Origin of the sequence: Antarctobacter sp., from assembly GCF_034670325.1 — a bacterium.
In the GTDB taxonomy this organism is placed as follows: domain Bacteria; phylum Pseudomonadota; class Alphaproteobacteria; order Rhodobacterales; family Rhodobacteraceae; genus Antarctobacter.
In genome coordinates this window covers 1-14,657 of the sequence record NZ_JAXMNR010000018.1, presented here as the reverse complement: position 1 = coordinate 14,657, position 14,657 = coordinate 1, and the positions used below count along the sequence as shown (strand labels likewise).

The window sequence follows — 14,657 nt, the reverse complement described above, 5'->3', positions numbered from 1 at the left end:
GACCTGCAGCGTTTCAGAACGCGTGCCATCTCATCGACAGGGACCTTTGCGTGTCTCCAGCGTTCAATCTTGCGTCGTTCTGTGATACTCAGTTGGTCGTAAACGGCTCCCATACCGATTCCTCTCATTAGATAAACTACTGTTTTATAACAAGAGTCGCACTTGAGGGTAGCGTGCGCCAGTGTGTGATACGTGAACTGATAATTAGGATTATGTAAAATATAGGTTAGATGTAACTTGGACGGTCCCGCAGGACACTTTCTGGGTACTGTAGCTTGCTTCTGAGCGCTTCGTAAGAGGTTTGCCCGTTGTGGGTGCTGTGAAGTCTGGCGAAGTTGTGAGACATGAATCGTTGCTTTTAAATCTCATGCAGAAGTGACCCAGTGGGCCTCAGGGAACTCTGCGGGGTGAGGGATTGTAATTATTAGTAACGTAAATATCAGCAAAACTCTAATTTGTCGTAAGTAAAAACTTAAATGCATTACAAATATTGACTCATTTGATCTATCGATATAGCTGTTAAATCTAGGCTCTTGGAAGAGTGGGCTCAATATCATCGGAAAGTGCGGGGCGAAAAGCGTTACTGCTGCGACGAGCTTGAGGAGGTATTTGCCTTGCCTGCTAATCCGGGGGCTACGAAACGCCAGACCATAGGAAAAACTAATGAAAGAGTATATTCTCTCCGAGGAGACGCGCGACAAACTCCGCAAAGTCTCCACAGCCTCTGTGGCCACTGCGCTGTACAAACGCGGGCTGCGTAATCAGTTCGTGCAGGGCGTTACGCCGGTCGAACGCAAGCCGGTTACCATGGTCGGTCAAGCTTTTACCTTGCGCTATATTCCGGCACGCGAGGATCGCAACCCAATCACCGTATTCCGCAATCGTGACCACAAACAGCGTGTCGCCGTAGAGACTTGCCCCGAGGGGCATGTGCTGGTGATGGACGCGCGTAAGGATTGCCGCGCTGCAACAGCCGGTTCGATCCTTATTACAAGGCTGCAGCACCGCGGTGTTGCAGGTGTGGTATCCGATGGCGGCGTCCGCGACGCGGCTGGCATTGGCGCGCTAGATATGCCCGCCTATTTCGCGCGGCCCTCCGCCCCTACGAACCTGACCCTGCACGAGGCGATCGATATCAATGTTCCGATCTCTTGCGGTGATGCAGCAGTCTTTCCTGGCGATGTGATGCTGGGTGATGGCGACGGTGTCATGGTTATCCCGGCGCATCTCGCAGATGAAATCGCGGACGAATGTAGCGAAATGGAAGCCTATGAGGATTTTGTTCTCGAGCAGGTCAATGATGGCGCGGGGATCATCGGCCTCTACCCCGGTACCGACGACGATAGCATCGTGAAATTCAACGCGTGGCGTAAAAAGGCAGGACGATAAATATGACATTCACACCACATGGCGACCATCTGATTGCTGGCAAGCGCGTGAGCGCTGAAGCCAAATTCTCCTCCGCACCGGCCAGCGGCGCGGCCTTCGAATACTCGGCCGGTTCGCCCGAGCTGGTCGCAGAGGCCTGTGCTGCCGCACATGCTGCCTTCCCTGAATTCGCAGCCACCTCACGCGAAGAGCGGGCCGTGCTGCTGGAAACCATCGCCGATGAGATCGACGCCCGTGGCGCTCAGATCACAGAGATCGGCACCGCTGAAACCGGCCTGCCCGATGCGCGGCTTGAGGGCGAGCGCGGCCGCACCACTGATCAGCTGCGTTTGTTCGCAACTCATATTCGGGATGGTGCCTACCTCGACCGCCGCCACGACTCCGCCCTGCCGGATCGCCAGCCGCTGCCGCGCCCTGATCTGCGGATGATGCAACGCCCCATCGGCCCGGTTGCCGTGTTTGGCGCTTCGAACTTCCCTCTCGCTTTCTCCACCGCTGGTGGCGACACCGCTGCGGCGCTGGCAGCGGGCTGTCCAGTCGTGGTCAAAGGCCATGGCGCGCACCCCGGTACCGGCGAGATTGTCGGCGATGCCATCGTTGCAGCGCTGGCCAAACTTGGCATGGACGGCGGCATCTTCAGCTTCGTGCAAGGCGGCAGTCGCGCGGTGGGTGAGACGCTTGTGACCGATCCTCGGATCAAGGCCGTTGGCTTTACCGGCAGCCTTGGCGGCGGGCGCGCGCTTTTTGACCTTTGCGCCAAACGCCCCGAGCCGATCCCGTTCTTTGGCGAGTTGGGCAGTGTCAATCCGATGTTCGTACTGCCGAAGGCCGCAGCCGCGCGGGGCACCGACCTGGGCACCGGCTGGGCCGCGAGCCTAACCATGGGCGCGGGCCAATTCTGCACCAATCCCGGCATCGCGATCGTGGTAGACGGGCCAGAGGCGGATGCCTTCGTGAACGCTGCCAGCGAAGGTCTGAAAGCTGTGGCCGCCCAAACCATGCTGACCGATGGCATGGCCGATGCTTACCGTGACGGCGCGCGACGCGTGTCCGAAGGGGCTGGCGTGAAATCGCTGCTGACCAGTACCTGCGAGGGCCGATCCGCTGCGCCCTATCTGTTCGATGTTTCGGCCGAAGATTGGATGACCAACGAAGAGCTGGCGGAAGAGGTGTTTGGCCCGCTGGGTCTGGTGATCCGGGTCAAGGACGCCGAGCAGATGCAGGCGGTGGCCGCCAGTTTCAAAGGTCAGCTGACGACGACGCTGCAAATGGACGACGGTGACATCGATCTGGCGCGCACGCTTCTGCCTGTGCTTGAGCAGATGGCCGGACGGGTGCTTGCCAATGGCTTCCCCACCGGCGTCGAAGTGGCGGACACGATGGTCCATGGTGGACCTTATCCGGCCTCGACCAACTTTGGCGCGACATCTGTCGGCACCCTGTCGATTCGGCGGTTCCTGCGTCCTGTCTGTTACCAAAACTTGCCGGAGGCGCTGCTGCCTGCCGATCTTCGGGCAGATTGACAAAGTAGGCGCACAGACAGCCCGCCGTCCCTATGTCGGCGGGCTGATCCGAACTTGGGGAGTGACTTTACACCTTATGTGGAACCCGCCGTCTGAATAGAGCTTTACGACCATTTATGGATGAATTTAGCGGGATGTGTATTTATTATGAACAAATATTGCACATAGATAGGTGAATTAAGACGGTTTATCGGGCATATTTGTGTTGTTTTGTAAAATATCACTGCATAATGTGACTGAAGCTTCAACGGCCACGCCCCCATGGGCAGCCACCCGGTGAAGCAATAGGCCAAGGCGAAAGGGGAGGATCGCATCGACCGTATCGGAGGCACAGCTTTCGTGTTTCCGAGCGCAAAACAAAGACGGGACTGGTGCACGTCGTGCCTGCACCGCCACCAGAACCGGTAGCCATGCGATCGCCGATCTATCCGGCCCCATGGCGCAGCCCACCAACGACAATGCTGACCAACAGTCAGAATGCCGAGCCGGCAAAGCGCAGCTTTTCCGGACCAGTCGGCGCACGCATGACGCCAGACTCCGTCTGGCCGACGACATCTGTAGAGGAGGAACAGATCTATGTTTTACAAAAGCTTGAAAGCCACATTTGGTATTGCGCTTGGCGCAGCAGTTCTGGGTACAACCGTCGCGGCGGCGGAGTTCCCGGCCCGTGATATTCGTCTGATCGTGCCATGGCCTGCTGGGGGCGGCGCTGACGCGATCTCGCGCAAGATCAGCAACATCGCCGAGCAGGACTTGCCCAAATCCATCTATGTGGAAAACATCGCCGGCGCAGTCACCGCCACCGGGCTGATCCAGATGACCAACGCGCGCCCTGATGGACACACGGTCGGCGTGCTAACCTATGACAGCATCATCACCCTGCCCCGCGGCGAGATGGTGCCGGGCTATTCGCTGGACAAAATGAAGCCGATCGCCCGCATCACCTCTGAGGCCGACGCCATTGTCGTCTCCAAGCATTCGGGCATCGAAAGCTACGAGGACCTGATCTCCCGCGCCAAGGAAAACCCTGGCCAAGTGCGGGTCGGCGTGGCCCCCAAGGGCTCTGGTCCGTATCTCTCGGCAATGCAGCTGGAAAAACTGCTAGACGTGGATTTCAACGTCATCACCTATGCGGGCTCGTCCAGCGCCGAAGCCGAAGCGCTGCTTTCGGGGGAGTTGGATGCGGCCATTTCGAGCCTTGGCGACTTCAGCGGCATCCTGGCCTCGGGCGATGCCAAGGGCGTGGTGGAGCTAACTTCGGTGCAGAACGCCACCTACACCGATGTGCCGACCTTGAAATCCAAAGGCCACGACCTGCAAACCGGCAGCTTCATCGTGCTCGCGGCTCCGGCCAACACCCCCGATGAGGCGGTCGAAACCTTGGAGGCCACCTTCAAGGCTGCCTACGAGAGTCCCGAGTTCAAAGACTGGCTGGCGCAAATTGGGGTGACCGCCGATTGGTTGGGCTCGGATGAAGTTGTCGCTTGGATCGACGAATTGCAGACCAAGACGTTCACGCTGATGGACGAACTGAACCTGTAACCTCATGCCCCCATGTTTCCGGCTCTACGGGTTGGAGACATGGTTCCGGCGCGGCCAGCGATACGACGTGACCGCTGGCCAACCGCTGTCTTACCTCATTCGAAGTCGAAGCCACCGGCACGCGGGGCAATGCGCCCCACCGCACCGAAAGCCGGTTTGTGCGGGCGACCCCTCACACCCATCCTTGGAGAAGACGATGCTCATTAATAGGCAATTGGTATTTCTGTACGTCACTCTTGCAGTGTCCATTGGTTATCTGGTTACGGCCCTGAACATAGGCGCGCCGATTAGCGACGGCGGGCTGACACCTGCTTTCTTTCCGATTCTTGTGGGCGCAGCAGCGATTGTCTTTTGCAGCCTCCTGATCGTGCAGGCGCTGCGGGCCGAGCCAGAGACCGCACCAGCCGATCAGAAGCGCAGCTACACCCATGTCTGGGTGGTGGTGGCGATCTTCTTCTACATCGTGGCATTCAAGCCGTTGGGCTACTTCGTTTCATCCAGCCTTTTTGTCTTTGCGCTGATCCTGTTGTTTTCGCCCTTCGAGAAACTGGTCCTAAAGGCCATCATATCAGCGGCAATCGTCGGGGTCGCCTTTGTCATGTTCCAGCAATTGTTCGGGGTTCGCCTCCCGACCCTGTGGGGTTAAACCATGGACTTCATCTTCCTCGTTTTCAGCAGTTTTTCCCTGCTGGCCGACCCGGTCAACTTTACGTATGTGATCCTCGGCTTCGTGATCGGCACGATCTTTGCCGCCATTCCGGGCTTGACCGCGACACTGGCGATGGCGCTCTTGCTGCCCTTGACCTACACGCTCAGCGTTGAGACCGCGCTGATGGCCTGTGCCAGCATCTATATGGCCGGCATGTGTGGTGGGTCAATTACCGCCACTACGATCAACATTCCCGGCGCGCCGTCCTCCATGATGACCGCGCTTGACGGCTATCCCATGCAACAGCAGGGCAAAGGCGCGCTGGCACTTGGCCATGCCGCATTGGGCTCGATGATCGGCGGCGCAATCGGGGCGCTATTGCTGATTGCGCTCGCCCCTTTCGTGGCCGAACTGTCGCTTTTGGTTAAAACCACGGGCAAGTTTTCGCTGCTGGCCTTTGCGATCATCGTCGTGGTGATCGCTCAGCGCGGGCGCATTCCGCAGGCAGGGCTTGCTGCTTGCATCGGTCTGATGCTCGCTACGGTTGGGCTTGACGCAATGGAGCCGATCACCCGCTTCACCTATGGCTATTCCAGCCTGACCGCCGGGATCGACTTGATGCCGGTGATCATCGGCACCTTTGCCATCGCCGAAGTGCTGACCCAAGCAGTCACGCGGGCCGATATCGGTGCCGCCGCCGCAGCCGCAGCGGACAAAGTCAAGATCCGCCGCCGGGACTTCCTGCCCCCCTTGTCAGACATTCGCAAGATCGGCTTTGGTTGCTACGTCAAATCCAGTCTGATTGGCTATTTCGTCGGCACCCTGCCGGGCGCAGGTGGCTCGATGGGATCGTTCCTCGCCTATACCGAAACCGTCCGCACCTCGAGCGAGCCCGAGACCTTTGGCAAGGGCAACCCCAAGGGCATTGCAGCGTCCGAAAGCGCCAACAATGCGGTCTGCGGCGGGGCCATGGTGCCGATGCTCACCTTCGGAATTCCCGGCGATCCGATCACCGCCATCATGCTCGGTGTTCTAGTGATCAACGGCATCCAGCCCGGGCCACAGCTCATGGCGGATCAGGCCGGGCTTATTGCCCCGATGCTGGCCGCGCTACTGTTCAGCGCGGTAGTATTGATCCCACTGACGCTGTGGTTGATCGGGCCCTATTTCATTAAGATCGTCACGGTTCGCAAGGATGTGCTTTACGCCGTGATCGCGCTTCTTGCCGTGGTGGGCAGCTATGTTTCCACCTATTCGACCTTTCAGATGTTTATGGCACTGGCCATGGGGGTCTTGGCCTTCTACCTGCGCCGCAATGGCTTTCCGGTGATCACTATGTTGTTGGGCTATATTCTCGGGCCGAATCTGGAGGAGTTCCTGCGCCGCTCTCTAGCGCTGTCGAACGGCGACCCCACGACCTTCTTTACCAATCCCGATAGCCTATTCTTTGTCGTGCTCACGCTGGTTTTCTTCTACTTCTTGGTGATCCGAAAACCGACAAAGGCCCCAGCCGTCGGCGCTGCTAAATAGGAACTCGGCCTTTGACCGTCCCTTTCGACAGGGGCGGTCAGTCATATTGCAGTCGCGCGCGCGCCACCCCTGTCTTTTACTCAAACGCGGGTTATAAAAGAACACACCGCACGCCCGGTATTAAGCAAGGAGATCAAGGTGTCAGAAACAAGGCGACCCTCACTGGCAGATCAAGTATATGATCAGCTCCTGACCAAGATCCTTGAAGAAGAGTATCCGGTAAACAGTCGACTGCCGACCGAAGAGGTGCTGGCCGAGAACTTCGGTGTCTCGCGACCCGTGGTGCGCGGAGCTCTGTCGCGCTTGCGCGACGATGGCATCGTACAGTCGCGCCGGGGATCGGGAAGCTACGTACTGCGCCGTCCCGATCGCGAGTTGATCAGTTTTGTGCCACTTGAATCAGTCTCGGATGTTCAACGGTGCTATGAGTTTCGCATTGATGTAGAGGGCGCGGCAGCCGCGTGGGCAGCGCGGCGGCGCGATGACGAAGATTTGGCCGCAATGGACGCGGCGTATCAAGCGATGGAGCAGAGCTATCAGCAAAACGCCCTTGGCGTCGACGCTGATCAAAGCCTGCATTTGGCAATCGCCCGCGCAGCCAAGAACCCGTTTTTTTCGTCAGTGCTGGAGTCCCTGAGTGAGCAAATTGCCTATGGCGTTAAGCTGTCGCGCTCGCTGACACTTCTCGACACCCCCGTCAGGCAAGAGCTTGTCTTGGCAGAGCACCGCGCAGTGCTTAATGCGATCCGGCTAAATCAACCTGAAGTGGCACAGGCCACGATGCGCCATCACATCACCGCTGCGAAGGACCGAATGTTCGTAGACACGCAAGAGGACTGACCCGCATGCGCCTGTCCTAAATTGGGCAGAAGGTAAATAAGGCTTTTTGGGAAAATCCGGCGAAATGACTTTGAAACGACTCTATGTTTGAAGCAGTTGGTTTGCGATGGGTAGAACGGCAACGCTTTCATTCTGCTGACCTCTATCCTTAGCGCAGCGAATGTCCGGTTTCCGTCCTTCTCGGCTGACCAAACAGCGAAACCGCATTCTCGACAATCCGACAGCTTGCTGCCACTAAGTCCCACGGAGGCATTCCCGCGCCTATATAAGTGGGAGTAGAGTTCGCCTTTGGGTTTGAGGGAGGAAAAACCATGCATGCATTGAGACAAACCATCTGCGCGGCATTCGCCGTGGGGCTTTTGGGCAGCGCGGCCGGCGCAGAGACCCGCGTGACGTATAAGTCCGCCAAATCGGGCTCATCTTACTATCAAATGGGCGTGGAGTTTGCGGAAGCCATGAAGGCGGGCAGCGGCGGAGACATTTCAGTCACGGTAGAAGAGAGCCAAGGCTCAGTTCAAAACGTCATGGAAGTGCGTGCGCGCGGAGCCGACTATATCTTTACCACCCCGCCGTCGCTTGTTGGGCTGGCCCAAGACGGCAAGGCGATGTTTGAAGGCAAGACTGCCCCGGCCTTTGCTGAAATTCGCGCCCTCTTCCCGATCCCCTCACTGACCATGCATGTCGTGATGTCTCAGGACAGTGAAGCCACGTCGATGGCTGATCTCGAGGGCAAAAGCATCTTGCTGGGTAAAGGGTCTTTCGGCGCGACTGAAGGGGCGAAGTATCTGGAAATGTTCGGGTTGTCGGACAGCGTAGAGATTGCTGATGCTGAGTTGAGCAACGCCGTGGCTGCGCTGAAGAATGGGCAGATCGATGGCTTTGTCACTGCGGGCTCTTTCCCGGCACCCAATGTTGTCGAGGCCGCAGCGTCGACCCCTGTCACCGTGATCTCTTTGACCGATGAGCAGATCACTCAATCCAAACGCACGCGGATTGTCATTCCTGCGGGGACCTATGCGGGCCAAGAGCAGAATGTGACCACGACGTCCCTGCCCGTTGCCGCTTTCACCACCACTAAGATGGATGATGAGACGGCCTATCAGTTGACCAAGACCTATTGGGAAAACAAGGCAAACATGGCCGACACCTCGCCTTGGTGGGCTAATGTCACGCCCGAGTTGATGGGCAACATCACGACCGAGCTTCACCCCGGCGCGCTGCGCTATTACGAAGAAGCCGGGATCGCGACAACAGCGTCGCAATAACATGCGGCGCGGCGCGGGTTAACCGCGCCGCCCTGCCCCAACGCAAAGCCGGACCTCCCCCACATGACAAACCTTCCCAAGAGCCGAATGGCGGCGAGTTTCTGGATCCTGCTCGCAGTCGCGCTGGTCGCCTATCACTTGGTTCTGGTATTCTCGGGTCTGGTGCCGAACCTTATCAGCAGGCCGCTTCATATGGCGTTTATCCTGCCCTTTGCCCTGGTCTTTGATGCGGACACGACCCTGCGGCGGATCACGGGCAGTATCCCTGCGGCGCTCGGCGTTGCCGCCGCACTTTGGGTAGCATTCAACAGCGATGTGCTCGGGGACCAATATGGCTTCATTGAAAGCGACTTTCAGCTCGCGGTCGCGGTGACGCTGCTCTTGGTGGTGCTCGAAACGGCCCGGCGCGTGATCGGCTGGCCGTTGCCGCTGGTGGCGGCACTCGCCCTGCTCTACGGGTTGTTTGGACAGTATATTCCGGGTGAGTTCGGACATTCCGGCACGCCGGTTGAAAGTTTTTTCGGGACGCTGACCATTGCCGAGGGCGGCATCTGGGGCACGCTGACCGGGGTTTCGGTGTCGGTCGTGGCGATCTTTGTGATCTTTGGCGCGGTCCTGAACGCTGGTGAAGCGGGTCAGGGGTTCATGAACGTTGCGGCAGCAGCAGCGGGTCGGCTAAAGGGCGGTGCCGCCAAGGTTTCGGTTTTGTCGTCAGCCCTGTTCGGCTCCATCTCGGGCTCTGCCTCGGCGAATGTCGCCTCCACCGGCGCGATCACCCTGCCCGCGATGACGAAGCTTGGCTATCCTAAACGCCTTGCCGCCGCAGTCGAGGCCGTGGCCTCCTCCGGCGGGCAGATTATGCCACCCCTGATGGGTGCTGGTGCCTTTGTCATGGTCGAGCTTACGGGCGTGCCCTACACCGGCATTATGGCTGCCGCAGCCCTGCCGGCGCTGCTGTATTTCGTCGCAGTCTGGGTGGGCATCAACGCCTATGCCCGGCGGTTTGCGCTCAAGAGCATTGCCGAGGCGGATCGCCCTGCTCTACGGGACGTGGTGATCACGTCGCTATTTTTTCTCGTGCCTTTCTCCGTCCTTCTTTGGGGGATGTTCAATGCGCAGTTCACGCCTGAATATTCCGCAGCTATGGCAATCTTGGCAGCGACGGTCTTATTGTTTTTCAATGCGCAGCTAACCTTCCTTCCGCGCCAAATCGCGGACCGATTGGCAAACGCCGTTCTGAACGCCGCTCGGCAGGTGTCACTGATCGCGTCGATCATCCTTTGCGCGTCCATCATCATCGGCGTGCTGTCGATCACCGGGCTTGGCGTGAAAATCACCTCGCTCATTCTTGAAGGGTCAGCCGGCCTTTTGTGGCCATCCCTGCTTCTGACAGCGCTGGCCTGCCTGATCCTGGGGATGGAGGTGCCGACCACAGCGGCCTATGTGATCTGTGTCTCGGTCGCCGGACCTGCGCTTATTGAGCTGGGTCTCTCACCGCTTCAGGCACATCTGTTTGTCTTCTGGTTCGCGCTCTTGTCGACGATCACGCCCCCCGTCTGCGGGGCGGTGTTCATTGCAGCGGGGATGATCGGCGAGAACTGGTTGAAGGTCGCGCTGACAGCAATGGCACTTGGCATTGGGCTTTATATCATTCCGTTGGGTATGGTCGCCAATCCAGACATGCTGCGGCTCTCGGAGGCTCCACTGGCGGCTCTCTTGGCGGCGGCGCGCGTGGCCTTGGGTCTGACGTTACTCTCGTCCGGTCTGATCGGAGCGCGCCGACCCATACCGACGATCGCGCTCTGCGCGGCCGGGCTGATGGTTGTATTCTCGGGACTCTGGCTTTGACCACTTTTCTTGCTGGCCTTACAAGAAATGATTCTGCATCAGACAGATACACCCTAAATTGCAGTCCAAACTCGTTCGAATGAGTGAGACTACTACAGCTCAGGAACGTTGCCCTGACAACCTCTCTAAAAGAGCAGTTTCGCGATCAGCAAGGCGATTCAGATAAGGTTTGTCGCTCACCCGACAAACGCCACCGGCCGTTCCCACTGGATCAGGACGGTACATCCATCCTCTGACCAGACCTCATGTTCACTTCCTTCAGGATTCAGCACTACATCTCCGGTCATATACCGCCCGTTTTCATCGCTTTGGCTTCCGGACAAGACGATGATCATCTCCAACCCTTGATGCCGGTGGCGGGGGACGGAGGCCCCCGGGGCGTAGCGAAGCAGGGCGACGTCTGGGCCGCCGCGGGTGAGATGGCAAATCTCGACGCCTTCGCGAAAGGGCTCGAACGTCATGTTTTGCCAGCCATCGGGCACTAGGCCCCTAAACACGCGTGGTGTGGAAATACCCTCAGCCATTGATCGCTCCTAGAATTGTATCCGTATCGGTTGCCCAGCCGACAATGCCCCCTTGGGCGACGATCATTTCGATAGCAGCGGCCTTGAAGGTTGGAAAATAGCTCTCGGTGGCATCAGTGGCCAAGAGGCACTCAAACCCGCGGTCATTGGCCTCGCGCATGGTGGTTTGAACGCAAACCTCGGTCGTGACACCTGCGCATACAAGTTGGGTGATCCCTCGTGCGGCAAGCTCGTCGCCGAAATCTGTGGCGTAGAAGGCACCTTTTCCGGGTTTGTCGATCACCGTCTCGTCGGGCAGCGGGGTAAGCTCGGGGATGATCTCGCAACTGAGCTCGCCCGCGATCAACACACGGCCCATAGGGCCCGCGTCCCCAATGCGTAGCGCGGGCGCACCGCGCAGACGTTTGGCGGGCGGGCAATCGGACAGATCGGGGCGGTGTGCTTCGCGGGTGTGGAAGATCGGCAGGCCTGCGGTGCGAAAGCCCGCCAGCAGCCGCGCAACCGTGGGCACGATTGCCTGCAGCGGGCGGACATCATTGCCAAGGCTTGCACCAAAGCCACCTGGTTCGATAAAATCGCGCTGCATGTCGATGATAATCAGCGCAACCCGATCACGGGCGAGCGGAAAGTCGAAAGGTCGGGCGGGGATCTGCATCATGTGGCATGCCCTGCCATATGCTGCCCGATCTCGGTGAGATCTGCCGAGGCGGCGGAGGTCTCAAAGGCAATGCGCCCTTCTGACATGACCAGGATCCGGTCAGAAAGCTCCATGATCTCGTCAAGATCCTCGCTGATCAGTAGTACTGCCGTGCCGTTGTTGCGTGCTTCGATGATGCGGTCGCGGATGGCGGAAACGGCGCCGAAATCCAGCCCGAAACAGGGGTTGGAGATGATCAACGCATTCACTTCGCCGGTCAACTCGCGCCCCAGAACAGCGCGTTGCACGTTCCCGCCGGAAAGCGAGGCGATACGTGCGTCAGGTGAGATTGTCTTGACGTTGAACTCGGCAATCAGCTGATCCGCATTGCGCGCCATGTCTTTGCGATTGCACCAGAACGCGGGCCGGCCATTGCGGCCGACGTCGAACATCTTGAACGCTAGGTTATCGGCGACGCTCATCTTGGGGGCGCAAGCGTTGCGCAGGGGTTCTTCGGGCAGGTAGCGTATTTTGTGCTGCCGTGCCTCTGCCCGTGTGGCGGTGTAGGGGGTTCCATTGGCCAGTATCTTGCCCGCTTGGATGCGGCGCTGGCCTGTCAGGATTTCCATCAGCTCCATCTGGCCGTTGCCGGAAATGCCCGCGATGCCCAGAACCTCGCCGGAATGCAGGGTCACCTCGTCGATCTTGATACTCTTCAGCCCGCTGCGGTCATGCGCCTGAATGTTATGTAGGTGCAGCACAGGTTTGCGCGCCGTATCAACGCGGACACGCGGATTAAGAACAGGCGCCTTGCCCATCATGGCGGCACTCATCTCTTCTACGCCCATCTCGGCAACAGCTCCGCCGGCGACATATTTGCCATGGCGCAAGATCGTCACGTGATCAGCAAAAGCCGTCACCTCGCGGAATTTATGCGAGATCATGAGCACAGTCAGCGCGCCCGCGTCCGTCATCGCGCGGATATGGCCCAAAACCTCATCCGCTTCGGTGGGGGTCAGCACCGACGTCGGCTCGTCCAAGATCAAAAACCGGTTGCCAAGGTAAAGCTGTTTGATGATCTCAAGCTTTTGCTTTTCGCCTGCGGAAAGCTGGCTCACAGGACGGCCGAGCGGCACGCTGAATGGCATGGTCGCCATGAAAGTTTGAAGCGACTGACGTTCCTGCGCCCAGTCGATGACGCTTGGCGTGTCGGCCCGACTGATCACCAGGTTTTCAGCGCCGGTAAGCGCGGGGACTAGGGTGAAATGCTGATAAACCATTCCCAGCCCCAGTGATTGCGCAACCTTCGGATCGGTCATGAACGCCTGAGCGCCATCCACAATCATCTCGCCGCTTGTGGCGCGGTTAAACCCCATGAGGCATTTCACCAGCGTCGATTTTCCGGCACCGTTTTCGCCCAACAGCACATGGAAGCTGCCCGCCGGTATCTTGAGAGAAACATCATCGAGCGCTGTGAAATCACCAAAACGCATGGTCATGCCGACGGCTTCGACGCTCATGGCATCGCCTGACGAGCGCGTGGGGGCCGTCATGCCGGAAGCCCCGCGATCAGATCAGCGCTGGTGGTCACGGCCCCAAAGACGCCGCCCTGCATCGTGACCATCTTGATGGCCGCAGCATGGTTCGCAGGGTCAGTGGCCCCGCAACAATCCTCCACGACAACACATTCGAACCCGCGATCATTCGCTTCTCGCATAGTGGTGGAAACACAGACATCGGTGGTGATACCGGTGAGGATCAGATTCTCGATCTGCCTTGTGCGCAGGATCAGCTCCAGATCGGTCGCATAGAAGCTGCCCTTGCCAGGCTTGTCGATGATCGCCTCCCCCTCGAACGGGGCAAGCTCTGGGATGATGTCCCACCCGGCCTCGCCGCGGATCAGGATCTTGCCGCGGGGACCGCTGTCGCCGATCCCTGCCCCAATCTGCTGGCTGCGCCAGCGCTTGTTTGCGGGCAGATCGGCCATATCGGGGCGGTGCCCTTCGCGGGTGTGGATGATGTGGTAGCCCTTGGCCCGCATGTGCGCCAACAGCGATATGATTGGCGCGATCGGTGCCTGGGTCAGCGACAGGTCATAGCCCATGTGATCGACATACCCGCCGACCCCGCAGAAATCAGTCTGCATATCGATAATGACCAGCGCCGTATTCTCGGGGTGCAGATCGCCGTTATAGGGCCAGGCGTAGGGGTGGCTTTGAACGGTGGTCACGACTGCGGCTCCTGCTCGTTGAATCTACGGTTGGGCAGCGGGAAGCCACAGCTTGTGCCGTCAGTGATCTTGACCTCATCTTCCCACGGCAGGCGGTACGCCCCCTTCGCCAGATCGGTCATATAGGTATAAGGGCAATCCTGCGCGCCGCCTTTCACCGCAACATATCCGCGGTGCCCGAACTGATAGGGATTATTCTCGACGCCCCAGCCAATGCGCGCCTCGCGGACGATATCGGGGCGAACCTCGGCGGTAATGATCTCGTCCACGCGTCCGGTTTTGCCATGCGCGATGACCGTGCCTTCGTGGTCGATGATCATCGCCTCACCCATGCTGTCAAAGGTGCCGTCAGAGCCGCACATACAGACGTTCGCGGTGATCATCAGGTTACAGAAGCTGTTGGATTGGTTGGTAAACCGCCACGCCTCGCGCATCGGGGCGGTATATCCCGCGGTACGGATCATGATCTCGGCCCCCTTATACGCCGCTTCGCGCGACATTTCGGGGAACATCCCGTCGTGACAGATGATCAGACCGATCTTGGCACCTTTGGGGCCGATGCAGACAGGAATGCCGCCATCGCCTGGCTCCCACGGTTCTACCGGTACCCAAGGATGCATCTTGCGATAGTACAGCTGGACCTCACCCTGCGGGTCGATGATCAGCCCGGTGTTGTAGGG

At 58.9% G+C, this 14,657-nt stretch carries 13 protein-coding genes; 8 read left to right on the top strand and 5 right to left on the bottom strand.

The window, feature by feature from the left end:
* The first annotated feature begins 663 nt into the window (after window positions 1–663).
* From VOI21_RS24185 to VOI21_RS24150, 8 genes are all read left to right on the top strand, one after another.
* Window positions 664–1,389, top strand: a complete 726-nt coding sequence (locus tag VOI21_RS24185) for a ribonuclease activity regulator RraA (RefSeq protein ID WP_323772541.1) — start codon at window positions 664–666, stop codon at window positions 1,387–1,389.
* A 2-nt stretch (window positions 1,390–1,391) separates the two neighbouring features.
* Window positions 1,392–2,912, top strand: a complete 1,521-nt coding sequence (locus VOI21_RS24180) for an aldehyde dehydrogenase (NADP(+)) (protein ID WP_323772540.1) — start codon at window positions 1,392–1,394, stop codon at window positions 2,910–2,912.
* Window positions 2,913–3,488: 576 nt separating this feature from the next.
* On the top strand, window positions 3,489–4,454 hold the full coding sequence (locus tag VOI21_RS24175) for a tripartite tricarboxylate transporter substrate binding protein (RefSeq protein ID WP_323772539.1): 966 nt from the start codon (window positions 3,489–3,491) through the stop codon (window positions 4,452–4,454).
* A 184-nt stretch (window positions 4,455–4,638) separates the two neighbouring features.
* Entirely contained in the window at window positions 4,639–5,100 is a 462-nt protein-coding gene (locus VOI21_RS24170; RefSeq protein WP_323772538.1) for a tripartite tricarboxylate transporter TctB family protein, read from the top strand.
* Window positions 5,101–5,103: 3 nt separating this feature from the next.
* Window positions 5,104–6,633: a tripartite tricarboxylate transporter permease gene (locus VOI21_RS24165; RefSeq protein WP_323772537.1), complete on the top strand. Its 1,530-nt coding sequence runs from the start codon at window positions 5,104–5,106 to the stop codon at window positions 6,631–6,633.
* 138 nt (window positions 6,634–6,771) lie between these two features.
* Window positions 6,772–7,473, top strand: coding sequence for a FadR/GntR family transcriptional regulator (locus VOI21_RS24160; RefSeq protein ID WP_323772535.1), 702 nt, complete (start codon window positions 6,772–6,774; stop codon window positions 7,471–7,473).
* Window positions 7,474–7,784: 311 nt separating this feature from the next.
* On the top strand, window positions 7,785–8,738 hold the full coding sequence (locus VOI21_RS24155; protein ID WP_323772534.1) for a TAXI family TRAP transporter solute-binding subunit: 954 nt from the start codon (window positions 7,785–7,787) through the stop codon (window positions 8,736–8,738).
* Between the two features lie 63 nt (window positions 8,739–8,801).
* The gene (locus VOI21_RS24150; RefSeq protein WP_323772533.1) at window positions 8,802–10,586 is read left to right on the top strand and encodes a TRAP transporter fused permease subunit; all 1,785 of its coding nucleotides are present in this window, start codon (window positions 8,802–8,804) and stop codon (window positions 10,584–10,586) included.
* A 176-nt stretch (window positions 10,587–10,762) separates the two neighbouring features.
* Here the strand turns inward: VOI21_RS24150 and VOI21_RS24145 are convergent, their stop codons facing one another.
* The 5 genes from VOI21_RS24145 to VOI21_RS24125 form a co-directional block, all read right to left on the bottom strand.
* The gene (locus VOI21_RS24145) at window positions 10,763–11,110 is read right to left on the bottom strand and encodes a cupin domain-containing protein (RefSeq protein WP_323772532.1); all 348 of its coding nucleotides are present in this window, start codon (window positions 11,108–11,110) and stop codon (window positions 10,763–10,765) included.
* Window positions 11,103–11,768: an isochorismatase family cysteine hydrolase gene (locus VOI21_RS24140; protein ID WP_323772531.1), complete on the bottom strand. Its 666-nt coding sequence runs from the start codon at window positions 11,766–11,768 to the stop codon at window positions 11,103–11,105. The genes VOI21_RS24145 and VOI21_RS24140 overlap by 8 nt, the downstream gene beginning before the upstream one ends.
* On the bottom strand, window positions 11,765–13,267 hold the full coding sequence (locus tag VOI21_RS24135) for an ABC transporter ATP-binding protein (protein ID WP_323772530.1): 1,503 nt from the start codon (window positions 13,265–13,267) through the stop codon (window positions 11,765–11,767). The genes VOI21_RS24140 and VOI21_RS24135 overlap by 4 nt, the downstream gene beginning before the upstream one ends.
* A 29-nt stretch (window positions 13,268–13,296) precedes the next feature.
* Window positions 13,297–13,977, bottom strand: a complete 681-nt coding sequence (locus VOI21_RS24130; protein ID WP_323772529.1) for an isochorismatase family cysteine hydrolase — start codon at window positions 13,975–13,977, stop codon at window positions 13,297–13,299.
* Window positions 13,974–14,657: nitrilase-related carbon-nitrogen hydrolase (locus tag VOI21_RS24125; protein WP_323772528.1), on the bottom strand; the 684-nt coding region annotated here is incomplete at its 5' end. The genes VOI21_RS24125 and VOI21_RS24130, both read right to left, overlap by 4 nt.

Bases quoted from the DNA above. Each gene is read 5' to 3' on its own strand.
- VOI21_RS24140 (WP_323772531.1), bottom strand. From the start codon at position 11,768: ATGATGCAGATCCCCGCCCGACCTTTCGACTTTCCGCTCGCCCGTGAT.
- VOI21_RS24165 (WP_323772537.1), top strand. From the start codon at position 5,104: ATGGACTTCATCTTCCTCGTTTTCAGCAGTTTTTCCCTGCTGGCCGAC.
- VOI21_RS24180 (WP_323772540.1), top strand. From the start codon at position 1,392: ATGACATTCACACCACATGGCGACCATCTGATTGCTGGCAAGCGCGTG.
- VOI21_RS24135 (WP_323772530.1), bottom strand. From the start codon at position 13,267: ATGAGCGTCGAAGCCGTCGGCATGACCATGCGTTTTGGTGATTTCACA.
- VOI21_RS24150 (WP_323772533.1), top strand. From the start codon at position 8,802: ATGACAAACCTTCCCAAGAGCCGAATGGCGGCGAGTTTCTGGATCCTG.
- VOI21_RS24185 (WP_323772541.1), top strand. From the start codon at position 664: ATGAAAGAGTATATTCTCTCCGAGGAGACGCGCGACAAACTCCGCAAA.
- VOI21_RS24175 (WP_323772539.1), top strand. From the start codon at position 3,489: ATGTTTTACAAAAGCTTGAAAGCCACATTTGGTATTGCGCTTGGCGCA.
- VOI21_RS24155 (WP_323772534.1), top strand. From the start codon at position 7,785: ATGCATGCATTGAGACAAACCATCTGCGCGGCATTCGCCGTGGGGCTT.
- VOI21_RS24145 (WP_323772532.1), bottom strand. From the start codon at position 11,110: ATGGCTGAGGGTATTTCCACACCACGCGTGTTTAGGGGCCTAGTGCCC.